The following is a 21,494-nucleotide window of genomic DNA, read 5'->3' as shown; positions in this document are numbered from 1 at the left end:
CGTCCCGTGGTCGACTATCGGGGGCTGGCCGCGCGGCTCCTCAGGCTGCCGCCGTCGTGCGGGCCGGTGCGGGTGGTGGCGATCGACGGGCCGAGCGGGGCGGGCAAGTCGACGCTGGCGGACGGGCTGGCCGGGGCGCTCGGCGGCGCGCCCGTGGTCCGGTCCGACGACTTCCGCGTGCCGTGGGACGCCGATCCCCTCACCTGGTGGGAGCCGCTGCGCGCGGCGGTGCTCGACCCGCTGTGCGCGGGACGCCCCGCCCGGCTGCGGCGGTACGACTGGCGGCGGGACTCCTACGGCGCCGAGGAGGAGATCCCGCCGGCACCGGTGCTGATCGTGGAGGGCGTGGGGGCGGCGTGGCGGGAGTCGCCCGCCGCGTTCCGCATCTGGATCGACGCGCCGAGAGACGTCCGGCGGGCGCGCGCCCTGGCGCGCGACGGCGCCGAATGGGCGACGGCATGGGACACCTGGGCCGCCCGTGAAGAACGACATTTCGCCAAGGACGCGACACACCGGCGCGTCGACCTGACGGTGGACGGGGCCGACGAAGATCAATGATCGCTACCGGGCCGACCTCCCGGTTTCGCAATGATGGAACGCCCTTCGTCCCGCCATCGAACAGGCTACGGTGAGACCATTCACGCATCCGCCCTGCCCCCTGCGGATCGTCGGGCGGCGGAGGACTCTGAGGTGCCGCGCAACAGCACGGACTGCCGCAGGGCGTTGATCACCGACGTGCTCGCGGCGACGCTGGCGACCACGGCGGACGCCGCGGACGTCGAGGGATCCGGGCTCATCCTGGTCGGGGGCGGGCAACCGCGCGCGGTCGGCGGCAGCGACGCCACGTGCCTGTCCCTGGCCCACGCCCAGGTGACCATGGGTTCCGGCCCGGCCTTCCGGTGCATGGTGTCCGGGCATCCGGTGGGCATCAAGGACCTGATGACCGACTACCCGTTCGGTCATCCCGAGCTCGCCCCGTACTCGGGCCAGGTCCACGCCGTGCTCTCGGTGCCGATCCGCGTCGGGCGGGTCGTCGCCGGTGCCCTGGACCTGTACGACCGGACGCCGCACTCCTGGCCCGCCCGGCAGGTGACTGTGGCACACGAGCTCGCGCAGGTCATGGCGGCGATTCTCTACCTGCTCTCCGCTGACCCGCGCGGCCCCTCGGTGTTGAGCCCCCGTTCAGGGGTACCCCAATGATCCGTGAACGTCAGGTAGAAGGAAGGCCACGATGCATCTCGATCCGGAGGCCCTGGATGCCAGCCTCCGCATGTTGTCCCACCCGCCCCGGGAGGCGGATCTGCAACGTGCGCTGGCCAAGGTCGTCACGGCGGTCCACCGGTTGTTCGACTGCGACGGGGCCGGACTCATGTTCACCGACGGGAACGGGGCGCTCCGCTACGTGACGGCCACCGACGAGCACGGCCGGCGGCTGGAGGTCGCGCAGGCCGAGCTCGGCGAGGGCCCGTGCGTCGACGCCTACGTGCACGGCCGGGTGACCTCGTGCCCGGATCTGCTGGGCGACCGGCGCTGGCCCGCCCTGGCCGCGGCGCTCGCCCGTGATCCGCAGGGGGTGCGCGGCGTGGTCGGCGCGCCCGTCCGGCTCACCGGCACCCCGGTCGGCTGCCTCAACCTGCACGCGCACTCGCCCCGGGACTGGGACGAGGTCGACCTGCACGGCCTTCCCGCGTACGCCGACCTGATCGAGGAGACCATCTCGGCCGCCCTCGCCGCCGAGCACACCAGCACCCTGGCGCGGCAGCTCGAGTACGCCCTGCGCAACCGCGTGATGATCGAACGCGCGATCGGCTTCCTGATGGCCGACCGCGGGCTCGACTCCGGCGAGGCGTTCGACCAGCTCCGCAACCGTGCCCGCAGCAGCCGCCGCCGCACCATCCACGTGGCCGCCGAGCTGCTCGGCGAGGAGATCCCGAGCGAGCCCGAGCGCCCTCCGGTCAACTGAGGAGCTTGCCCAGGACGGCGACGCCGTCCCGGATATCGGACGGGCTGGTGGCGGCGTAGCCGAGGACGAGGCCCTGTAGGGCCCTCCGCTGGCTGTGCCAGGAGAGGGGCTGGACCTTGACGCCGTGCTCCAGCGCGGCGGCGGCAAGGTCCAGGTCCGCCTGGCAACCGTCGAACGTGATCATCAAATGCAGTCCGGCGGCGGCGCCGTGCACCGTCGCCTGCGGCAGATGCGTCCGGATCGCGTCGATCATCATGTCCCTCCGCTGGCGGTGGCGTCGCCGCAGAGAACGGAGATGGCGCTCCAGCTGGCCCGACTCCATGAGCCGGGCCAGCACCAGCTGCGGCAGCACGGCGTTGCCCAGGTCCGCGAACCGCTTGGCGGCCACGAGCGCGTCGAGGTACCGGGGCGGTACGAGCACCCAGCCCATCCGCAACGCCGGGGCCAGGAGCTTGGACACGCTGCCCGCGTAACAGACGTGCTCGGCGAGCATCGACTTCAGGGCGGGCACCGGCGTCCGGTCGTACCGGTGCTCCGCGTCGTAGTCGTCCTCGATGATCAGGCCGCCCCAGCGCATCAGCCCGCGCCGCCGCTCGCCGCTGAGCACCACGCCGGTCGGGAACTGGTGGGCGGGGGTGAGCAGGATGGCCGGAGCCCCGCTGTCGTGGAGCTCGTCCACCCGGACGCCGTCGGAGTCGACCGCCACCCCCGGCGTCTCCATGCCGGAGTCGCGCAGATGCTGCCGTACGCCGAGCGAGCCGGGATCCTCCACCGCCACGGTGCCGATGCCGTCCGCGCGCAGTATCCCGGCCAGCAGGCCGAGCGCCTGCGCCGTCCCGGCGACGATGACCACCTCGTCCGGATCCGCCCGGATCCCGCGGTTGCGCGCCAGCCAGTCGGCGACGGCCCGCCGCAACACCGGGACGCCGCGCGGGTCGCCGTAACCGAGGTCGGCGGCGGCCAGCTCGGCGAGCGCCGAACGTTCCGCCCGCAGCCAGGCGGCGCGCGGGAACGCGGCCAGATCGGGCACGCCCGGCGACAGATCGATCCGGGCGGGCGCGCCCCGCAACCGGTCGAAGACATCCGCCCCAGGCTCGGAGTCGAAGACCCCCGAACGCGCCCCGCCGCCGCTCCCGGCCGCGCCCGGCCCGCCGCCGAAGGCGCCACTTCCCGGGCTGCCGCCGAGAGCGACCGCGCCTGAGCTACTTCCGGCGACACCGCCGGTCGATGGAGGGGCTGTCACGGGGGCGGCCACGACGATCGTGCCCGCCCGGCCGCGGCCCACGACCTGGCCGACCTCGGCCAGCCGCTGGTAGGCCTCGGTGACGACGCCGCGCGAGACCTCCAGCTCCGCCGCCAGCACGCGGGTGGCGGGCAGCCTGGCGCCGACCGGGAGACGGCCGTCGGCGATCGCGCCGCGGAGCCGCGCGGCCAGCCACTCCGACAGCCCGCCGGCCGGTGCGTCCGCCACGTCCAGCTGGAGGAAGTCCGATCCTATGGACCTGCCGGAAGCATCGTCATTGGACCTGTTCACCGTGCCATAGTGCCAGCAGGCTGGCACGGGTGAGCATCGCGTTCCTGCTGACCACGCTCGTCGTGGTCGCCACGCCGGGCACCGGCGTCATCTACACCCTCGCGGCGGGCCTCTCCCACGGCCGCCGCGCCGGCGTCGTGGCGGCGTTCGGCTGCACGCTCGGCATCGTCCCGCACATGCTGGCGACGATCACCGGCATCGCCGCCGTGCTGCACACGAGCGCCGTGGCCTTCCAGACCCTGAAGTACCTGGGCGTGCTCTATCTGGTCTACATGGCCTGGGCGACCCTGCGGGACAAGGACGCGCTCGTCGTGGAGGACGAGCGGGCGCCGCGCTCGGCGGCCCGGACGATCGTCTCCGGCGTGCTGATCAACATCCTCAACCCGAAGCTGACGATGTTCTTCTTCGCGTTCCTGCCGCAGTTCGTGGACGCCGGCGAGCCCGGCTCCGTCGCCTCGATGCTGGAGCTGAGCGGCGTCTTCATGCTGCTCACGTTCGTCGTCTTCGCCGCGTACGGCGTCCTGGCCGCCTCGGTGCGCTCGCACGTGACGTCCAGGCCGCGCGTCCTGACGTGGATGCGCCGGATCTTCGCCGGCTCGTTCGTGTCCCTCGGCGCCAAGCTCGCCTTCGCCTCCCGGTAAGGAAGTCATGCAGTTCCAGCATTCGTCCCGCCTCCGGTCGGAGCACCCCGGGCTCGTCGCAAGCGTCCTGGCCGCCTCGGGCATCGACGCCTCCCCCGTCCCCGATCTCTCGCCCTACTTCGCCGCGGCGAAGGACCGGCTGGGTTCGGGCACGGAGAGCGATCTTCCCGAGATCCAGGCCTGGCGCCGCGCGTTCGCCTCGATGGGGCTCAAGCCGACGCAGTACCGCTGCGCCTCGGAGGCGCTGCTGCGCCGCTTCCGCAAGGAGGGCACGCTGCCCCGGCTCCATCCGCTGGTCGACCTCTGCAACGCGATCTCGCTGGCGTTCGCCGTCCCGGTCGCCGCCCTCGACCTGTCCAAGATCACGGGAGATCTGGAGGTGCGCCATGCCGCCGGCGGCGAGAGCTACCTGACGTTCGGGGGCGAGACCGAGCACCCCGCGCCGGACGAGGTGATCTTCGCGGACGGCGCCGGCCGGGCTCATGCGCGGCGCTGGACCAACCGCCAGAGCGGGCTGTCCGCTGTGCGCGACACCACCATGGACGTCCTGATCGTCGCGGAGGGCCTGCACGACACCGCCGCCGCCGATCTTCCCCGGCTCATCGAGACGGTGGCCGCCGAGCTCGCCGCCCACTGGCACATCTCACCCCGGACGGCGATCCTCGACCAGGCTCAGCCCGGCTTCGACGTTCGCTCCTGACGGCGGCGGGCGTCGAGGACGGCCTCGAAGACCTGGGCGAGCTCGGCCGCGTCCTCACCGGCGTGGTGGGTGTGCGGGAGACCGGTCAGCTCCAGCTCTCTCTTGATGCTCGTCTTGCGGGAGTCACTCCACTCGCCGCCGGTCATGCCCATCCAGTAGCTGCGCAGGTCGATGCCCGCGCCGGAGTTGCTGAACGGGCTCCGGCCGAGGAAACGCTGGAAGTACCAGTGCACGAACATGCCGTCGAAGACGGCGGGCCCGGCCAGGAAGACCGGGCGGCCGATCCGGCGGAGGCCGTTGATCCAGCGCGCGGCCTCCGCCATCGCCGCCGCGGGGGCGGGCGCCTCGCGCAGGAGCCGGTCGCGGTCCAGGCCCGAGACCGCCAGCGCGGCGGGGACGAAGTCGTCCGAGATGGGCCGGAGCTCGGTGTAGAACGTCAGCTCGGGGCGCCCGACGACGGCGATGCCGAGCGAGATCATGCTGTACGGGCCGGGAATGGGGCCGTCCGCCTCGACGTCCACCGCCAGGTAGAGCTCCGGAAGTTTCGCCATGGCGGCCAAGCTAGGCCCGGCGGACCGCTGTGATCAACGAGATTTAGTCGACGTCCGCGCCGGGACGGCCGCCGGAGAGGCGGGGGTAGCCCGGGCCCCGGTCGAAGAAGGGCGCCGGTCCCCGGGCGGCCCGTAGACGGGCCCGGAGCTCGGCCGTGGCGGCGGCGTCCACCTCGTCGCCGGTGAGGACGACGCCGTAGTCGTCGCGGGCCCCCGTGCGGGTGACCTTGCCGTCGCGGACGTCGGCGGCGACGGCGGACGGGTCGCGGTCGAACGGGTCGCCCCAGCCGCCGCCTCCGGTCGTGCGGACACGGATGACCTGACCCGCGCGCACCGGCTGGTCGTCGACCAGGCCGTCCATCTCGGCGCCGTCGATGTCCACGCGGAACGGGCTGCCGGCCCGGCCGCCGTTGACGCCCCAGCACGACAGGATCGAACGGTCCGCGATCGACATGTAGTGGGCGTCGCGGAGCATGCGGATGTGCTTGTCGTAGCCGAGGCCGCCCCGGTGCTCGCCGGGGCCGCCGGAGTCGGCGGCGAGGCCGAGCCGCTCGACTAGGAACGGCCAGCGCGCCTCGGCGAACTCGGCGGGGATGTTGCGGGAGTCGGGCACGACGTGGATGGTGTCCTCGCCGTCGGCGTAGTAGCGGCCGCCGGAGCCGCCGCCGAGCACCTCGCGCATGAGGTACGGGCCGCGGTCGTCGTCGCCGTAGACGCCGGTGTAGCGGATCGTCTCCTGGTCGGCGGGCATGCGGCCGTTCGTGGCCTTCGCCAGGACGCCGGACAGCACGCCGAGAAGACGGAGGATGACGAACGTGCGGGCGTTGGTCGGCGCCGGGAAGACGGGCGTGAGCAGGGTGCCCTTCTCGGGGAAGCGCATCTCGATCAGCGGGACGACGCCCTCGTTGACGTCCAGCTCGGCCGCGCGTTCGGGCGTGTCGGCCAGGTTGCGCAGGATCGGCGCCAGCCATTTCTTGAGGAAGACGCCGTCGGCGTAGTCGCCCGCGTGGTTGATCGGACCCTTGGCCTGCGGGGACGTGCCGGTGAAGTCGATGACCAAGGGGACGGCGGCGGCGTTGTCGACGGTGAGGGTGATCCGCTGGGCGTGCAGGCGGGGCGGGTCGACGCCGTCGTGCTCGGCGTAGTCCTCCCAGACGTAGGTGCCGTCGGGGATCTTGGCGAGGAGCTCGCGGCGGAACGTCTCGGTGGTCTTGTCGATGATCGCGTCGAAGCAGGTCTCGACGGCGGCGCGGCCGTAGCGGTCGAAGAGCTCGCCCAGGCGGCGGGCACCCATCAGGCAGGCCGAGCATTCGGCGTCGAGGTCCCCGGCGAGCGAGTCGGGCATGCGCGAGTTGCGGGTCATGATGCGCAGTGCCGCCTCGTTGGGCACGCCCTGGTCCCAGAGCTTGATCGGGGGGACCATCAGGCCCTCCTCGAAGGCGCTCCGGGCGTGGCTGGGCATCGACCCGGGCACCGCGCCGCCGATGTCGTCGTGGTGGCCGAACGCCTGGACGAACGCCACCACCTCGCCGCCGTGGAAGACCGGGACCGTCACGCAGAGGTCGGGCAGGTGACCGATGCCGCCCTCGGACAGGTAGACGTCGTTGTGGAAGAAGACGTCGCCGGGCCGCATCGTGGCCAGCGGGAAGTCGCGTGCGATCGGCTGCACGAGCGCGGAGTACGAACGGCCCGTCAGCTTGCGCAGGCGGCGGTCGTGGATGCCCGCGCGGAAGTCGTGCGCGTCGCGGATCATGGGTGACCGGGCGGTCCGGGCGATCGCGGTCTCGACCTCGCGTTCCACGGAGGAGAGGGTGCCCTCCACGATTTCGAGCAGGATCGGGTCGACGTCGCTCATCGGGTCTTTCTCGCTTATCGGGTCTTTGTCGCTCACCGCGTCACCACCAGGTTGCCGTGGCCGTCCACGCGGGCCTGGAAGCCCGGGTGCAGCGGCAGAGTCGAGCCGAACTCCTCGATGACCGCGGGCCCCTCGACGACCGTTCCGGGTCCGAGCTTCGAGCGCTGGTAGATGGGCGCGTCCGCCCAGTCGTCGTAGAAGACGGGCCGCGTTCCCGTTGGTTCGGCGTCCCCTCCCGGGGCGCGTTCGCGCAGGACGGGACGCGTGATCGGGCCGATGCCCGAGACGCGGAGGTTGACCCATTCGACGGGATGGCGGCCGGGATCGTCGCGGTAGCAGTAGCCGTAGAGCCCTTCGTGGGCGTCGTGGAAGCGCCGCACGACCTCGTTCCGGAACGCGTCGTCCAGCGGCCCGTCCGGAGCGGCCACGCGCACTTCGAACGCCTGGCCGTAGTAACGAAGGTCTGCCGAACGCACGAACTGCTGCCGGTCGGGCGGAAAGCCTTCACGTTCCAGCGCGGTGGCGGCCTGGCGTTCGAGCTCCGCGTAGACGCCGGAGACCGCGGCGAGGTCGAGGGCGGTGTCACGTTCCACCCGGGTCCGGACGTAGTCGTTCTTCACGTCCACCGTGAGCAGGCCGAACGCCGACAGGTTGCCGGGGTTCTCCGGGATGACGGCGGCGGGCAGGCCGAGGATGTCGAGCAGGCGGCAGGCCAGCAGCGGCCCCGAGCCGCCGAACGCCACGAGCGGGTAGTCGCGGACGTCCAGGCCGCGCTTGACGGTGATCTGCCGGATGGCGTTGGCCTGGTTCCAGGCGGAGATCTCCAGGATGCCGGTGGCGGCGCGTTCGAGGGACAGCCCGAGCTTGGCGGCCAGCGCCTCGACGCCGGTGCGCGCGGCCTCGACGTCGAGGGGGATCTCGCCGCCGAGCAGGTGCGGCGGGATGCGGCCGAGGGCGGCGTGGGCGTCGGTCACCGTGACCTCAGTGCCGCCGCGGCCGTAGCAGAGCGGCCCGGGGTCGGCTCCGGCGCTGCGCGGGCCGACCTTCATCGTGCCCTCCGGGGAGAGCCAGGCGACCGACCCGCCGCCCGCACCCACCGTGACGATGTCGATCATCGGGATCTTGACGGGATGGCGGCCGATCGTCCCCTCGGTGGTCAGCGTCGGCTCGCCGCCCAGCACGACCGCGACGTCCGTGGAGGTGCCGCCGCCGTCCAGGGTGATGACCGAGCCCCGCCCCGCGGCCTGCGTGACGAACGCGGCGCCGAGGGCCCCGGCGGCCGGGCCGGACAGGACGGTCGTGATCGGCTGGTGGACGACCTCCTCCCCCGACAGGACGCCGCCGTTGCTCTTCATCACGTGCAGCCGCCCGCCCGCCGCCTCACCCTCGGTGCCCATGGTCGCGCTCGCCTGCTCACTCGTTCCTCGCTCCGCCGCTCGCCGCTCGGTGAGGCGCCCGATGTAGCTCGTCATCGCGGGTTTGACGGCCGCGTCGACGAGCGTCGTCACGGCGCGTTCGTACTCCCGGTACTCGCGCAGCACCTCGCACGACAGCGACACGACCGCGTCCGGGTGCTCGCGGCGCAGCACCTCGCGCATGCGCAGCTCATGCACCGGGTCGGCGTAAGAGTGGAGAAGGCAGACGCCGATCGCCGCTATCCCGCGGTCCCGGAACCAGCGGGCCGCCGCGACGGCCGACTCCTCGTCGAACGGGCGCAGCTCCGCGCCCGTGTGGTCGAGCCTGCCGCCGACCGTCCGGACGCGGTGAACGGGCACGATGCGGGGCGGCTTGACCCAGAAGTAGGAGTTGCCGTAGCCGTCGGGCACGCTCTGCCGGGCGATCTCCAGCATGAACTCGAAGCCCTCGGTGGTGATGAGGCCGAGGTCGTCGAGCCGGTCCTCCAGGAGCTGGTTGGTCGCCACGGTCGTGCCGTGCGCCAGGGCCCCGATGTCCGGCCGGGACGCGCCGAGCAGCTCCAGCACCTTCGCGACGCCCGCCTCGAAGCCCCGCGCCGGGTCGCCCGGGGTCGAGGGGGTCTTGGTCGTGGTGACCTCTCCGGTGTCCTCGTCCAGCGCCACGACGTCGGTGAACGTCCCGCCGGTGTCGATGCCGATGCGCAGCCGCCGTCGCGTTCGCCCTGTCATGACTCCTTCTCTACCGGGGCCGTGCCGCCCGCCACACCGTCGCTTCCTGCCCAACGGGGCGGCGGTTCTTTGGCGAGTCGGGCTGCGGCTACGCTGAACGGCATCCGAAAAGACCCGTCGACCCATGATGGAGCACGGCAATGGCGCTTGAACGCCCCGAGATCGACTTCCCCGAGGGCACCCCGCCCGACATGCTCGACATCACCGACATCACCGTCGGTGATGGTGCCGAGGCCACCACCGGCTCCACGGTGTCCGTGCAGTACGTGGGCGTCTCGTTCTCGACCGGCGAGGAGTTCGACGCCTCCTGGAACCGCGGCCAGGCCTTCGAGTTCCCGCTCGGCGGCGGCCGCGTGATCAAGGGCTGGGACATGGGGGTCAAGGGCATGAAGGTCGGCGGCCGGCGCAAGCTGGTCATCCCGCCGCACCTGGCCTACGGCGACCGCAGCCCGAGCCCGCGGATCAAGCCCGGCGAGACGCTGATCTTCGTGGTGGACCTGGTCGGCGTGAGCTGAGGCACGCCCTCGCACGCCGTCGCACGTCCCAACGGCGGGCAAGCGGAGATCAAATTCTTCTCCGCCTGCCCGCCGCCGCCGTTTCCGGGCGGGTCGCCGTCGGTATCAGCCGATCATGATCCACGCGCGGGGGCTGACGAAGCGGTACGGGGAGAAGGTGGCGGTCGACCACGCCGACTTCACCGTGCGGCCGGGGTGGGTGACCGGCTTCCTCGGCCCCAACGGCGCCGGCAAGTCGACCACCATGCGCATGATCCTCGGTCTCGACCGGCCCACCGGCGGCGACGTCACCGTCAACGGCAAGCACTACCGCGAGCTCGGCGCCCCGCTGTGCGAGGTCGGCGCGCTGCTGGACGCGAAGGCCGTGCACGGTGGCCGCAGCGCCTACAACCATCTCCTCTGCCTGGCCAAGAGCAACGGCATCCCCAAGCGCCGCGTGGACGAGGTCCTCGGCCTGGTCGGCCTGGACGCGGTGGCGAAGAAGCCGTCGAAGGGATTCTCGCTCGGCATGGGCCAGCGGCTCGGCATCGCCGGGGCGCTGCTCGGGGATCCCGGCGTCCTCATGTTCGACGAGCCGGTGAACGGCCTCGACCCCGAGGGCATCCTGTGGATCCGCAACCTGATGCGGCAGCTGGCCCGGGAGGGCCGCACGGTCTTCGTCTCGAGCCACCTGATGTCGGAGATGGCCCTCACCGCCGACCATCTGGTGGTGATCGGCCGGGGGAAGATCCTCGCCGACACGGGCGTGCGGGAGTTCATCGACACCAACGCCACCAGCCACGTGAAGGTCCGGTCGCCAGAGCTGGGCGAGCTGGGCCCGCTGCTGGCCGGGCAGGGCTGGCGGGTCGAGGTGGAGGGCGACCAGTCGCTGCGGGTGTACGGGGCGCGCACCGACCAGGTCGGTGACCTCGCCGCCGAGAACGGGCTGCGCCTGCACGAACTCTGCCCCGTCCAGCCGTCCCTGGAGGAGGCGTTCATGCAGCTGACCGGTGACTCCGTCGAATACCACGCGGGCATGCCGGGCGGCGGAACGCCGGGCGCCGGGTCGCCGGACGTGACGCGTCCAGAGGCTCCCGTGCCCGCCGCCACACCGGACGGCTCCTGGGCGGCCACGCCACCCGGCACCCAGCCACCGCCTCCCGGCACCCAACCGCCAACCAGCAGCCAGCCGCCTCCTGGCGGCCAACCGCCTTCTGGCGGCCAACCGCCACCCGCCGCCGCCCAGCCGCCGCCATCTACCGCGCAGCCGCTGTCGCCCGGCGCACCGCCGCCACCAGAGGTCCAGGACGACCAGGGCGGAGGCCTGGCATGAGCGCGGCCACCACCACGGCGCCGATGTGCGCGAAGCGCGCGACGTTCGGCAACGTCCTCGCGGCGGAGTGGACCAAGATCCTCACGGTCCGGTCGACGTTCTGGACGCTGCTCGCCGCGATCATCGTCACGATCGGGCTCAGCGTCCTGCTGGCCTGGGCGTTCACGACCGGCTACGACAAGATGAGCGCGGCGGACCGGGCGCAGTTCGATCCGGCGGCCTTCGCCCTGGTCGGCATCAACTTCGGCATGGTCGCGTTCGGCGTGCTGGGCGTGCTGGTGATCACCGGCGAGTACGCGACCGGGATGATCCGCACGTCCCTGACCGCGATGCCGCGGCGCGCGGAGTTCCTGGCGGCCAAGGCGCTGGTGCTGGGCCTGGTCACGCTGATCGTGGGCCAGCTCGTCGCGTTCGCCTCGTTCCTGCTCAGTCAGCTGATCTTCACGTCCAAGAACATCGACGCCTCCCTCGGCGACGACGGCATGCTCCGGGCGGTGATGGGCGGCGGGCTCTACCTCGCCCTGATCGCGGTCATGGCGCTGGGTCTCGGCGTCCTGCTGCGGCACACCGCGGGCTCGGTCACCACGGTCCTCGGCCTGCTGTTCGTGCTGCCGATCATCGGCCAGTTCCTGCCCGGCGGCTGGGGGAACACGGTGGCCAAGTTCCTGCCGTCCAACGCGGGCGGGGCCATCCTGTCGGCCCGGCCGTCCGACGACATCCTGGCACCGTGGACGGGTTTCGGGATGTTCGTGCTCTACACGGCGATCGTCCTCGCGGCGGCGTTCTTCCTCTTCCAGAAGCGCGACGCCTGAGCCTCAGCGGCGGGAACGGCGGGCCAGCGCGTGGCCGATCGCCACCCCGGCCAGCGCCACGGCGCCGCCCACCCCGAACGCGACGACCATGGGGACGACCGAACGTTCCCCCTCGAAGAACGCCGTGCCCGGATAGAACTCGCCCGGCCCGGCCTTGAGCGTCCGCGCCGGCCGGCCGTCCGGCACCGCCCGGCCGTCGGGCGCCACCGTGCCGTCCAGCGTCGCAGCCGGGGCGGTCAGGGCCTTCTCGACGGCCGCGAAGAACTCCCCCGCCGTCCGCTTCGCCACGCCCGCGAGCATCCGCTGGCCGACCCCGCCGACCATGCCGCCGACCACCGCGTCCGCGTCGTACTCGATCAGCGTGGAGCCCCCGGCCTCGCCCGCCCCGAGCCGCACCCGCACGGTCGCGTCGACGGTGCCGGGCCCGCCCTGCCCCTTGGCCCGCAGCACGAACGAGCGCGGCGGGTCGGGATCGGTCAGCGCCACCTCACCGGTGTAAGTGCCCTTGATGGACGCCACCCCGGCCTGGACCGTCATCCGGTAGCGATCGTCGCCGAGCGCCTCCAGCGACTCGCAGCCCGGGATCGTCAGCGCCAGCACCGACGGATCCTGCAACGCGTCCCAGACACGCGGGAGCGGAGCGGCGACGGTGGCGCTACCAGTGACTTTCATGTCCCGACCTTACGGAACGGGCATCCCCTCGCGAAGGGCAACTTGTGCCGAGCCCACGCCGGGTGTTGGTCAGATACGACCCGTTCCGGCACGGCATGATCTGATAGATGCGCGAACCTCGTCGCGCTTTCGCGCGTCAACGATGAGTGCGCCTTACAGAACTTTTACGGGGACGGGAGAGAAGCGGCTGATGCTACGGAAGATGCCCGTGATCGCCACGTTGGTGGCGGGGGCGCTCGGCGTGGCCGCCGGAGCCTGGCCCGCGGTGCGCGCGCAGGCGGGGGGCACCTCCAGCGGGCCGTCGATGCGGTCGCAGTTGGCCGCCGTGCTCGCGGACCAGCAGTGGGCGGCGCCCAAACCGGGCTCGTGGACGATGCCGAAGGCCGCCCCCGACGGCCTGCCGCCGGTCCTGCGCAAGATCGAGACGCAGGAGAAGGTCGTCTTCCTCACGATCGACGACGGCTACGTGTGGGACCCCGAGTTCGTGAACCTCGTCCGCAAGGAGCAGGTGCCGATCCTCACCTTCCTGACCACCAACTACGTCAGGGGACACGGCCAGTACTTCTGGGCCATGCGCAACGCGGGCTCGCAGATGGAGAACCACACGATCTCGCATCCCAACATGGTCACCCTGGGGCCGGAGGGGCAGCGGAAAGAGATCTGCGGCGCCTCCGAGACCATCATCCGGCAGTACGGCCGCCGTCCGCAGGTCTTCCGTCCGCCGTTCGGCAGTTACAACCAGACCACCGTCCAGGCCGCCAAGCAGTGCGGCATCAAGTCGATCCTGCTGTGGACCGCGGAGTTCTACAACGGCGCCAAGAGCCCCAACGGCAAGCTGAACGAGTTCCAGCGCGGCGACGGCGGCACGGGCTTCAAGCCCGGCGACATCATCCTCATGCACTACCGCCAGGGGCTCGCGGAGCAGTTCAAGATGATCCTCGGCTGGATCAAGGCGCAGGGTTTCCGCCCCGCCGCCGTCGAGAACTACCTCCCAAAGTCCCTCGGCGGTAACGCCCCCGACAAGCCCGCCACGCCCTGACGTCCCGACATACCAGGACGATTCGCTGATGGCCCGGCTTGTGCCCTGCCGCCGAGGTTAGGGTTCCAACGCTGACGGGGTTGAGGTCCCCCGCTCCCCGAGCAACCCCGTCAGCATTTATTCTTTCAGGGCCTTGGCCCCCGAGCCTGGCGGCTCGGGGACCAAACCCTCAAGCGGCGAGCGCGACATCGCTTCGCGATCTTCGCGTGAAGCTTCGCCTGGCGGCTCGCTCCAGCTCAGGTAGCGCGCTGGCGTGCGGGGCTGGGGTCGGAGACGTCCCGCAGCCCCGATTGGGCGCCCATGAGAGAGAAGAGTTCGGAGGGTGAGAGGGGCATCTTCGCGATCGGGATCGCGGTGGCGTCCTCGATCGCAGACGCGATCACGGCGGAGACGGGGATCACGCCCGCCTCGCCCGCGCCCTTGATGCCGAGGGGGTTGAGCGGCGACGGGGTCTCCAGGTGATCGGTCTCGACGCGCGGGATCTCGGTGGCGTACGGCATGAGGAAGTCCATGAACGAGGCGTTCAGGAGCTGGCCGGACTCGTCGTACTCCATGCGCTCGTAGAGGGCGCCGCCGATGCCCTGCGCGACTCCCCCGTGGATCTGGCCCTCCACGACCATCGGGTTGATGAGGCGGCCGCAGTCGTGGACGACGGCGTAGCGGAGCACGTGGATCTCGGCGGTCTCGGGGTCGATCTCGACGACGGCGGCGTGCATGCCCGAGGCGAAGGTGGAACGGACGGGCGAGTAGTAGTCCCTGCCCTCGAGACCGGGTTCGTCGCCAGGCGTGACCGGCGGGTCGTCGGGCGAGCCGCCCACGGCGAACTGGGTGGCGCGGGCCGCCTCCTCGTCGAAGGCATAGCGCAGCGGGTTGGAGAGGACCGCGACGGTGCGCAGGGGGATGGCCGAGGCGGGGTCGCCCTTCACGTGGACCACGCCGTCGGTGATGTCGAGATCGCCGGGGTCGGCCTCCAGCGCCTCGGCGGCGATGCGCAGGGCCTTCTCGCGGACCTTCCGGCTCGCGAGCGCGATCGCGTTGCCGCTCATCACCGCGGCTCGGGAGGCGAACGTGCCGACGGCGTAGCCGAAGCGGCGGGTGTCGCCCGTGGTGACGTGGACGTCGGAGAGGGGCACGCCCAGCTCGGACGCGGCGATCTGGGCGAAGACGGTCTGGTGGCCCTGGCCCTGGGACGTCAGGCCGGTCGACACGTTCACCCGGCCGGTCGAGTCGATCTCGACGTGCCCGCCCTCGTACGGCCCGACGCCGGTGCCCTCGACGTAGCAGCCGAGCCCGATGCCGATCCGGCGGCCCTTGGCGGCGGCGTGGGCCCGGCGGCCGGCGAAGCCGTCCCAGCCGATGAGCTCCTTGATCTTGCGGAGCATCTCGGGATAGTCGCCCGAGTCGTAGATCAGCGGCCGCCCGTCCTGGAACGTGAGCCCCTGGTCGTAGGGGAACTCGTCCGGCCCGATGAAGTTGGCGGCGCGCACCTCGGTGCGGTCCAGGCCGAGGTGGTCGGCGATCCGGTCCATCGTGCGTTCCATGCAGAACACGCCCTGCGGGCGGCCCGCGCCGCGGTAGGGGGTGACGATGACCGTGTTGGTGTAGAGGCTGGTGACCTCCGCCCGGTAGGCCCCGATCTTGTACGGGCCGAGCAGCTGGGTGGAGGTGACGATCGGGAGGATGACGCCGTACGGGGTGTAGGCGCCGTGGTCGTGCAGGATCCGCACGTCCAGGCCGAGGACCCGGCCCGCGCCGTCGAAGCCGACCTTCACGTGCTGCACCTGGCCGCGCTCGTGCGCGGCCGAGACGAAGTGCTCGCGGCGGTCCTCGGTCCATTTGAGCTCGCGGCCGAGCAGCCGCGCGGCCCACGGGACGAGGACCTCCTCCGGCCACGGATGCACGATCTTGACCCCGAAGCCGCCGCCGACGTCGGGCGCGATCACCTCGACCTTCCCGGGCGGCAGCCCCAGCCTGGCGGCGATCGCCGCGCGCACGCTCGTGGACGCCTGGGTCGAGGAGTAGACGCGCAACGACCCGTCGTCGGCGTCCCAGCGCGCGTAGACGCCGCGTCCCTCCAGCGGGGTCGCGGCGCTGCGCTCGATGTCGAGCCGGAACTCCAGCACGTTCGGCGCGTTCTCGATGGCGGCGGCGACGTCTCCGGTCTCCTGAAGGAGCACCGCCCCCACGTTGCCCGGCACGTCATCGTGGACGAGATGGTCGGCGCGCGCGGCGTTCTCGATGCCGACCACGGGCGGCAGCGGGTCGTACTCGACGCGAATCCGCTCGGCCGCGTCCTCCGCCAGGTAGCGGTCGCGGGCGACGACCATCACCACGGGCTCCCCGACGTGCCGGACGATGTCGCGCGCGAGCGGGTGGGCGGTCCGGCCGTGGGTCAGCGACGGATGCGGGATGAGCAGGGGCAGCGGCTCGCCGATCCGGCCGGGGAGGTCGTCCCACGTGTAGATGGCGACCAGGCCCTCGACGTCGAGCGCGTCCGTGACGTCGATGTCAACGATGCGGGCATGCGCGTGCGGTGACCGGACGAAGGCCGCCGCGAGGGCGTCCCGTCCGAGGTCGTCGAGGTAGCGGCCCTGGCCGGTGAGGAGCCTCGGATCCTCCCGCCGGGGAATCGGCTCGCCGAACATGCGCGTGCTCATTGCCTCGCTCCGCTCGGCGGTTCAGAGCCGCCTTTTCGCGACGGCTTCCCTCGTCGTTCTGGTCGCAAGCTCCCGACACTCCTCAGTCCAGCCGCCGCGCGGCTGTTCACAGGCCCCATCACGCCTCCTCGCCGAGCAGGTCGGCCGCCCGGTGCACCGATTTGAGGATGTTCTGGTAGCCGGTGCAGCGGCACAGGTTGCCGGAGATGCCCTCCAGCACCTCGTCGTCGGTGGGGCGCGGATTCTCCTTGAGCAACGCCGTGACCGTGCACAGGAAGCCAGGCGTGCAGAAGCCGCACTGGAGCCCGTGGCACTCCTGGAAGGCCCGCTGGACGGGTGACATCGTCCCATCAGGCTCGGCGAGCCCCTCGACCGTCACGATGTCGTGGCCCGCTGCGGTCACGGCGAACATCAGGCACGAACGCACCGGCTCGCCGTCCATCAGCACCGTGCAGCAACCGCACACGCCGTGCTCGCAGCCTACGTGCGTACCCGTCAGCCCCAGGTCGTGCCGCAGGAAGTCCGACAGCAGCCGCCGGGCGGGCACCTCCGCCGTGCGGTGCACCCCGTTCACCGTCAGAGCGACCTCGTGTGTCATCGGACCCCCTCGTGCGCGGCGGCGGTGGCGGCGTGCAGAACCCGTTCGGTCAGCACCCCGACCAGGTGGCGCCGGTACCCCGCGTCGGCGTGGATGTCGCTTTCGGGATCGACCCGTTCCCGGGCGAACGCGGCGGCCCCGGACCAGTCGAGCGCCCCCGGCGGGCGGCCGGCCTGCGCCGCCGCCGCGGGCTCGGCCAGCTCCAGCACGAGCGGCACGGCACCGACGCCCAGATAACCGGCACGAGCATCGCTCACCCGCAGATCCTCGTCGAGCGTGACGAGCGCCGCCACCCCCACGAGCGCGTAGTCGCCGTGCCTGCGGGCCGTCTCCAGGAACGCGGTGCCCGTCCGGGGCGGAGCCGCCGGGAAGAACGCGGCGATCGCGAGCTCGCCGGGATCGAGCGCCGACTCCAGCGGCCCCTGGAAGAACTCCCCCGCCGGGATCGTCCGCCGGCCCCGCGCCGACGCCGCCTCGACCTCCCCGCCCAGCAACGCCAGGACGGCGGGCAGCTCGGCGGCGGGATCGGCATGGGCCAGGCTGCCGACGACCGTGCCGCGGTTACGGATGACGGGATGCGCGACGTGCCGGATCGCCTGGCGCAGCAGGGGCTGCGCCCGCGCCGCGTCCGCCGCCCGCTCGACCGCCGTGTGCCGGGCGAGCGCGCCGACCAGCACGCCCCGGCCGGACACCTCGATCGTGTCGAGGGCGGCGATCCGGTTGATGTCCACCAGCCGCGCCGGGGCGGCCAGCCGCATGTTGAGCAGCGGGATCAGGCTCTGGCCCCCCGCGAGCACCTTCGCGCCGGCCTCCCCGGTCAGGGAGCCGAGGGCTTCGTCGAGGGTGCGCGGGGAGTGATAGTCGAAAGGGGGTGGTTTCACACGGCTCCTACTCCGTTGTAGGCCGGCGGACGGGTCCGCCTATCTCCGTCTCCGCCGGTGCGATCACACCGGCGCCGGTGTCGGGGCCGCGGCGGGTCCCGGCGATCGCGTTGAGGACGTGGTAGCCGACGAGCAGGGCGATCGTGCCCAGGGCGATGCCCTGGAGCGGGAAGTCGTCGGTGATGGTGAGGGTGACGTTGCCGATGGCCAGGATGATCCCGGCGGCGACCGGGACCAGGTTGACCGGGTCGGCGAAGTCGACGCGGTTCTCGATCCAGATCTTGGCGCCGAGCAGGCCGATCATCCCGTAGAGGACGACGGTGATGCCGCCGAGCACGCCGCCGGGGGTCGCCGCGACCAGCGCGCCGAACTTCGGGCACAGGCCGAAGAGGATCGCCACCACGGCGGCGATGTAGTAGGCGGCCGTCGAGTAGATCCGGGTGGCGGCCATGACGCCGATGTTCTCGGCGTAGGTCGTGGTGGGCGAGCCGCCGACCGCCGACGCGAGGGCGGTGCCGACGCCGTCGGCCGCGATGGCGCGGCCGAGCACCGGGTCGAGGTCGTCGCCGGTCATCGCGGCGACCGCCTTGACGTGCCCGGTGTTCTCGGCGATCAGCGCGATGACGGCGGGCAGGGCGAGCAGGATCGCCGAGGTCTTGAAGTCCGGGCCGTGGAGGTCCGGGAATCCGAACCAATCTGCTGCTTTGACTCCGTCGAAGTTGACGCGGTCGTGCGGGAAGGACGTGGCGACGCAGTAGGTGCCCTCTTGGGGGCAGGCCTCTCCGGCGGCGTCGCGGAGGTTCTGGCCGGGCAGCGCCGAGGTGATCTGGCCTGCGGTCTTGTCCAGGAGCCAGGAGAGCGCGAAGCCGAAGACCAGGGCGAGCAGGATGGCGATGCGCGCCCAGAAGCCTCGCAGGAGCACTGCGCACAGGACCGCGAAGGTGAGCGTCAGGAGGGCCACCCACTGGTCCTGCGGCCAGTAGACGTTGGCCACCACCGGCGCGAGGTTGAAGCCGATGAGCATGACCACGGCGCCCGTCACGACGGGCGGGAAGACCGCGTGGATGACCGCCGGGCCGAGGAAGTGGATCAGGAGTCCGACGGCCGCGAGGACCAGGCCCGCGACGAGGATCGCGCCGGTGACCTCCGCGCTGCTGCCGCCCGCCGCCCGGACGGCCGCGACGGCGCCGACGAACGAGGCGCTGGTGCCGAGGTAGCTGGGCACCCGGCCGCCGACGATCAGCAGGAAGAGGATCGTGGCGACGCCGGACATCATGATCGCCAGGTTGGGGTCCAGGCCCATCACGATCGGGAAGACGAACGTCGCGCCGAACATCGCCACCACGTGCTGGGCGCCGATCCCGGCGGTCCGCGGCCACGACAGCCGCTCGTCCGGGCGCACCACCTCACCGGGCGGCGGGGTCTTCCCGTCTCCGTGCAGCTTCCAGCCGATGGCCATGCCGCCTCCTCATCGCCCCGAGTGATAGCCCCACTGGCTCCGGGGGGCGCCCCTGCGCGCCGCCCCTGGAGCGTTCCGGTGAAGAATGCCCCAACCAGGTGTGTTTCAAATCACGGGTCTGTTAAATCCCGAATTTCCCTCAGATTCCGCGCATGCGCAGGACGTGGAGTGCGAGCGTGAGGTTGAGCCGCAGGTGCGCGTCCTCGGTGAAGGGGCCGAGCATCCTTTCCAGTTTGCCGATGCGGTAGCGCAGGGTGTTGTAGTGGAAGTGCAGGCGGCGGGCGGTCTCGGCCACGTTGAGGTTGGTCTCCAGCAGCACCTGAAGGGTCCGGCGCAGGTCAACCAGTTCCGGCTCGTCGTCGCCCGCGAGCTCGCCGAGGGTCTCCCGGACGAACGCGTGCAGCTCCTCGGGGTCGGAGACCAGGCTCAGCAGCCGGTAGACGCCGAGCTGGTCGAAGTGGGCGCGGGCGCCGGAGCCGTGCAGCTGGCGGCCCACCCGCACGGCCTTGACCGCCTGCTCGTACGCCTCGGGGAGCGCGGCGGGCGAGCCGACCGTGCGGCTGATGCCGGTGGAGAACGTGCGGCGGACCGACAGATGCTCGGCGAACAGCGCGCTCGCCTCCTTGAGCATGGTGTGGACCGGTCCCGTGGCGAGCGCGTCGTCCGCGTCGGCGCCCACCACGGCGACGACCTCGTGCGCGAAGCTGGCCACGGCCGCGCCGCGGTCGTGCCGCCGGACGACCGCGGTCCAGGCGGCGGCGAGCCGCTCCTGGGCCAGCCGCTCGTCGGCGCCGCGGCCGCGGGTCACCGGGGCCTCGGCCTCCGGCTGGCGGCCGGGACGGGTCTCGGCCTCCCCCGGACGGGCACGCCCGTCCAGCTCGGCCACCACCACCATGACGGGGCGGTCCAGGTCCCAGCCGAACCCCGCGCAGTGGGCCACGACCCGGTCGTCGTCGCCCGCGCGCCCGGCCAGGATGTCGCGCAGGAAGTCGGCGCGGTACTTGCTCTCGACGGCGGCGACGGCCTGCTGCTTGGTCACGACCAGCGCGGCCACCGTGGCGGCGCGTTCGAGGATGCCGAGGTCGGTCTCGCGCAGGGCCCCGTCCGGGCTGTAGGCGAGGATCCGGCCGTGGTCGAAGCCGCCGGCGACCACCGGCACCATCAGGTGGTCCCCGCCGGAGAGGCCGGAGAGTCTCGGGTGCCCGGAGCCGCCGGTGTGCGCGGCGAGGCCGGAGCCGCCGGGGTTCCCGCCCTGCGGGGGGACGCCGTGGGCCGACACCGCGTTGAAGGCCCGCATGGCCTGGATGTGCTCCTCGGGCCCGGCGCCCGCGAGCACGCGCTGCTCGGCGTCGAGCACGACGACCGCGACGTCCAGCAGCGACGCGACCTCGTTGACGATCTCCTGGAGGCCGCCGCCGCAGAGCACGATCTGCACCAGCGCCCGGTGGACCTCCTCGGTGCGCGCCAGCACGGCGGCCTGCCGGTTGAGGATGTCGGTCAGCACCTGGTTGAGGATGTCGTCGAAGCCCACGTCATTGGGTAGGAGGATCAGGGGGAAGCCGCGCCGGTCGGCCTGCTCGATCATCTCGGGCGGCAACGACTCCAGATAGCGGCCGAGCTTGATCGCCAATGCGGCCAGGCCGCGTTCGTCGAGGTCGGCGACCAGGTTGCCGAGCGACTGGGGGGTGTTGCGGAGCGGATAGCCGGTGGTCAGCAGCAGCTCGTTGGGCTTGACCCACGACAGGATGTCGGGGACCTCCATGACGTTCAGCCGCTGCACGATGCGTTCGAGTCCGGCGCGTCCCGCGATGAGCCGAGCCCCGTTCAGGGTCGACACCCCCAGGACTTCGCCGACCGACAGACCGTACGTCAGTGTTCCGGTACTCGCGAGCCTCAGGGCCGGTGGGCCCGGGTCCGCCGTGGTGTAACTCATGCCAGGGGTCACCTCGCCTTTTGGTGCGTACATCGCCCTATATGGCGTGATCGCTACCGCTTTCCGATCAACCCTGACAACAAAGACGAAGGATGACAACCAGTCTTGGCAGCTTTCTCCATACGTCGCGTCGGAGAGCCGGTCTACCGTCTCGGCAGAGGCCGGGCGGCCCCGCCCACCCCGGATCTGCCTTGTTCACAGTGGCCGCCACGTTCCCCGCCTCGGGAG

General features: G+C 71.9%; 18 protein-coding genes and 1 pseudogene. 9 read left to right on the top strand and 10 right to left on the bottom strand.

From position 1 onward, the window contains the following. Positions 1-6: 6 nt before the first annotated feature. The 3 genes from ACGFNU_RS12965 (at position 7) to ACGFNU_RS12955 (ending at position 1,963) form a co-directional block, all read left to right on the top strand. Positions 7-558: a uridine kinase gene (locus ACGFNU_RS12965; protein ID WP_392593002.1), complete on the top strand. Its 552-nt coding sequence runs from the start codon at positions 7-9 to the stop codon at positions 556-558. 132 nt (positions 559-690) lie between these two features. Then, entirely contained in the window at positions 691-1,200 is a 510-nt protein-coding gene (locus ACGFNU_RS12960) for a GAF domain-containing protein (protein ID WP_392593000.1), read from the top strand. A 31-nt stretch (positions 1,201-1,231) separates the two neighbouring features. Continuing rightward, positions 1,232-1,963, top strand: a complete 732-nt coding sequence (locus ACGFNU_RS12955) for a GAF and ANTAR domain-containing protein (protein WP_392592999.1) — start codon at positions 1,232-1,234, stop codon at positions 1,961-1,963. Here the strand turns inward: ACGFNU_RS12955 and ACGFNU_RS12950 are convergent. Continuing rightward, positions 1,956-3,497, bottom strand: a complete 1,542-nt coding sequence (locus ACGFNU_RS12950; RefSeq protein ID WP_392592997.1) for a PLP-dependent aminotransferase family protein — start codon at positions 3,495-3,497, stop codon at positions 1,956-1,958. The genes ACGFNU_RS12955 and ACGFNU_RS12950 overlap by 8 nt on opposite strands. 29 nt (positions 3,498-3,526) lie before the next feature. On the opposite strand from ACGFNU_RS12950, the gene ACGFNU_RS12945 reads away from it, so the two are divergent. After that, on the top strand, positions 3,527-4,138 hold the full coding sequence (locus tag ACGFNU_RS12945) for a LysE family translocator (protein WP_392592996.1): 612 nt from the start codon (positions 3,527-3,529) through the stop codon (positions 4,136-4,138). 7 nt (positions 4,139-4,145) lie between these two features. Further along, a complete protein-coding gene (locus tag ACGFNU_RS12940; RefSeq protein WP_392592994.1) occupies positions 4,146-4,838 on the top strand; it encodes a B3/4 domain-containing protein in 693 nt (230 codons plus the stop codon). Here ACGFNU_RS12940 and ACGFNU_RS12935 read toward each other — a convergent pair. Genes ACGFNU_RS12935 through ACGFNU_RS12925 form a run of 3 tightly spaced genes read right to left on the bottom strand, consistent with a single transcriptional unit; the run spans position 4,811 to position 9,388 of the window. Next, positions 4,811-5,389: an exonuclease gene (locus tag ACGFNU_RS12935; protein ID WP_392592992.1), complete on the bottom strand. Its 579-nt coding sequence runs from the start codon at positions 5,387-5,389 to the stop codon at positions 4,811-4,813. The genes ACGFNU_RS12940 and ACGFNU_RS12935 overlap by 28 nt on opposite strands. A gap of 43 nt (positions 5,390-5,432) precedes the next feature. Beyond that, positions 5,433-7,244 carry a hydantoinase B/oxoprolinase family protein gene (locus ACGFNU_RS12930; RefSeq protein ID WP_392592991.1) on the bottom strand — a complete coding sequence of 604 codons (1,812 nt, stop codon included), beginning with the start codon at positions 7,242-7,244 and terminating at the stop codon, positions 5,433-5,435. A 32-nt stretch (positions 7,245-7,276) separates the two neighbouring features. After that, entirely contained in the window at positions 7,277-9,388 is a 2,112-nt protein-coding gene (locus tag ACGFNU_RS12925; RefSeq protein ID WP_392592990.1) for a hydantoinase/oxoprolinase family protein, read from the bottom strand. A 140-nt stretch (positions 9,389-9,528) separates the two neighbouring features. On the opposite strand from ACGFNU_RS12925, the gene ACGFNU_RS12920 reads away from it, so the two are divergent. From ACGFNU_RS12920 to ACGFNU_RS12910, 3 genes and pseudogenes are all read left to right on the top strand, one after another. After that, positions 9,529-9,903: an FKBP-type peptidyl-prolyl cis-trans isomerase gene (locus ACGFNU_RS12920; RefSeq protein ID WP_392592988.1), complete on the top strand. Its 375-nt coding sequence runs from the start codon at positions 9,529-9,531 to the stop codon at positions 9,901-9,903. Between the two features lie 115 nt (positions 9,904-10,018). Next, a pseudogene (locus tag ACGFNU_RS12915) lies at positions 10,019-10,921 on the top strand (ATP-binding cassette domain-containing protein); the annotation flags it as partial. A 290-nt stretch (positions 10,922-11,211) separates the two neighbouring features. Beyond that, positions 11,212-12,027, top strand: a complete 816-nt coding sequence (locus tag ACGFNU_RS12910) for an ABC transporter permease subunit (protein WP_392592986.1) — start codon at positions 11,212-11,214, stop codon at positions 12,025-12,027. 3 nt (positions 12,028-12,030) lie between these two features. Here ACGFNU_RS12910 and ACGFNU_RS12905 read toward each other — a convergent pair whose 3' ends face one another. Beyond that, positions 12,031-12,699, bottom strand: a complete 669-nt coding sequence (locus ACGFNU_RS12905; RefSeq protein ID WP_392592985.1) for a carbon monoxide dehydrogenase subunit G — start codon at positions 12,697-12,699, stop codon at positions 12,031-12,033. Positions 12,700-12,901: 202 nt separating this feature from the next. Between ACGFNU_RS12905 and ACGFNU_RS12900 the strand changes: the two genes are divergently transcribed. Beyond that, the gene (locus ACGFNU_RS12900) at positions 12,902-13,738 is read left to right on the top strand and encodes a polysaccharide deacetylase family protein (protein ID WP_392592983.1); all 837 of its coding nucleotides are present in this window, start codon (positions 12,902-12,904) and stop codon (positions 13,736-13,738) included. A 236-nt stretch (positions 13,739-13,974) separates the two neighbouring features. Here ACGFNU_RS12900 and cutA read toward each other — a convergent pair whose 3' ends face one another. From cutA to ACGFNU_RS12875, 5 genes are all read right to left on the bottom strand, one after another. After that, positions 13,975-16,395: an aerobic carbon-monoxide dehydrogenase large subunit gene (gene cutA / locus ACGFNU_RS12895; protein WP_392592981.1), complete on the bottom strand. Its 2,421-nt coding sequence runs from the start codon at positions 16,393-16,395 to the stop codon at positions 13,975-13,977. Between the two features lie 118 nt (positions 16,396-16,513). Then, positions 16,514-16,993 (bottom strand): (2Fe-2S)-binding protein, encoded by a 480-nt coding sequence (locus tag ACGFNU_RS12890; protein ID WP_392592979.1) that lies wholly within the window; start codon positions 16,991-16,993, stop codon positions 16,514-16,516. Continuing rightward, positions 16,990-17,874 carry an FAD binding domain-containing protein gene (locus ACGFNU_RS12885; RefSeq protein WP_392592977.1) on the bottom strand — a complete coding sequence of 295 codons (885 nt, stop codon included), beginning with the start codon at positions 17,872-17,874 and terminating at the stop codon, positions 16,990-16,992. Before ACGFNU_RS12885 ends, ACGFNU_RS12890 begins: the two co-directional genes overlap by 4 nt. Positions 17,875-17,881: 7 nt before the next feature. Then, a complete protein-coding gene (locus ACGFNU_RS12880) occupies positions 17,882-19,333 on the bottom strand; it encodes a uracil-xanthine permease family protein (protein ID WP_392592975.1) in 1,452 nt (483 codons plus the stop codon). Between the two features lie 139 nt (positions 19,334-19,472). Beyond that, a complete protein-coding gene (locus ACGFNU_RS12875) occupies positions 19,473-21,266 on the bottom strand; it encodes a PucR family transcriptional regulator (RefSeq protein ID WP_392592973.1) in 1,794 nt (597 codons plus the stop codon). Between the last annotated feature and the right edge of the window lie 228 nt (positions 21,267-21,494).

This window comes from Spirillospora sp. NPDC048911 (genome assembly GCF_043198015.1).
Taxonomy (GTDB): Bacteria; Actinomycetota; Actinomycetes; order Streptosporangiales; family Streptosporangiaceae; genus Spirillospora.
This window is presented reverse-complemented; position numbering and strand designations above follow the sequence as displayed.

What these genes read in the sequence shown, in the direction of transcription:
- ACGFNU_RS12955 (WP_392592999.1), top strand. Translation starts at nt 1,232, where the DNA reads ATGCATCTCGATCCGGAGGCCCTGGATGCCAGCCTCCGCATGTTGTCC.
- ACGFNU_RS12940 (WP_392592994.1), top strand. Translation starts at nt 4,146, where the DNA reads ATGCAGTTCCAGCATTCGTCCCGCCTCCGGTCGGAGCACCCCGGGCTC.
- ACGFNU_RS12935 (WP_392592992.1), bottom strand. Translation starts at nt 5,389, where the DNA reads ATGGCGAAACTTCCGGAGCTCTACCTGGCGGTGGACGTCGAGGCGGAC.
- ACGFNU_RS12930 (WP_392592991.1), bottom strand. Translation starts at nt 7,244, where the DNA reads ATGAGCGACGTCGACCCGATCCTGCTCGAAATCGTGGAGGGCACCCTC.
- ACGFNU_RS12925 (WP_392592990.1), bottom strand. Translation starts at nt 9,388, where the DNA reads ATGACAGGGCGAACGCGACGGCGGCTGCGCATCGGCATCGACACCGGC.
- ACGFNU_RS12920 (WP_392592988.1), top strand. Translation starts at nt 9,529, where the DNA reads ATGGCGCTTGAACGCCCCGAGATCGACTTCCCCGAGGGCACCCCGCCC.
- ACGFNU_RS12910 (WP_392592986.1), top strand. Translation starts at nt 11,212, where the DNA reads ATGAGCGCGGCCACCACCACGGCGCCGATGTGCGCGAAGCGCGCGACG.
- ACGFNU_RS12905 (WP_392592985.1), bottom strand. Translation starts at nt 12,699, where the DNA reads ATGAAAGTCACTGGTAGCGCCACCGTCGCCGCTCCGCTCCCGCGTGTC.
- ACGFNU_RS12900 (WP_392592983.1), top strand. Translation starts at nt 12,902, where the DNA reads ATGCCCGTGATCGCCACGTTGGTGGCGGGGGCGCTCGGCGTGGCCGCC.
- cutA (WP_392592981.1), bottom strand. Translation starts at nt 16,395, where the DNA reads ATGAGCACGCGCATGTTCGGCGAGCCGATTCCCCGGCGGGAGGATCCG.
- ACGFNU_RS12890 (WP_392592979.1), bottom strand. Translation starts at nt 16,993, where the DNA reads ATGACACACGAGGTCGCTCTGACGGTGAACGGGGTGCACCGCACGGCG.
- ACGFNU_RS12880 (WP_392592975.1), bottom strand. Translation starts at nt 19,333, where the DNA reads ATGGCCATCGGCTGGAAGCTGCACGGAGACGGGAAGACCCCGCCGCCC.
- ACGFNU_RS12875 (WP_392592973.1), bottom strand. Translation starts at nt 21,266, where the DNA reads ATGAGTTACACCACGGCGGACCCGGGCCCACCGGCCCTGAGGCTCGCG.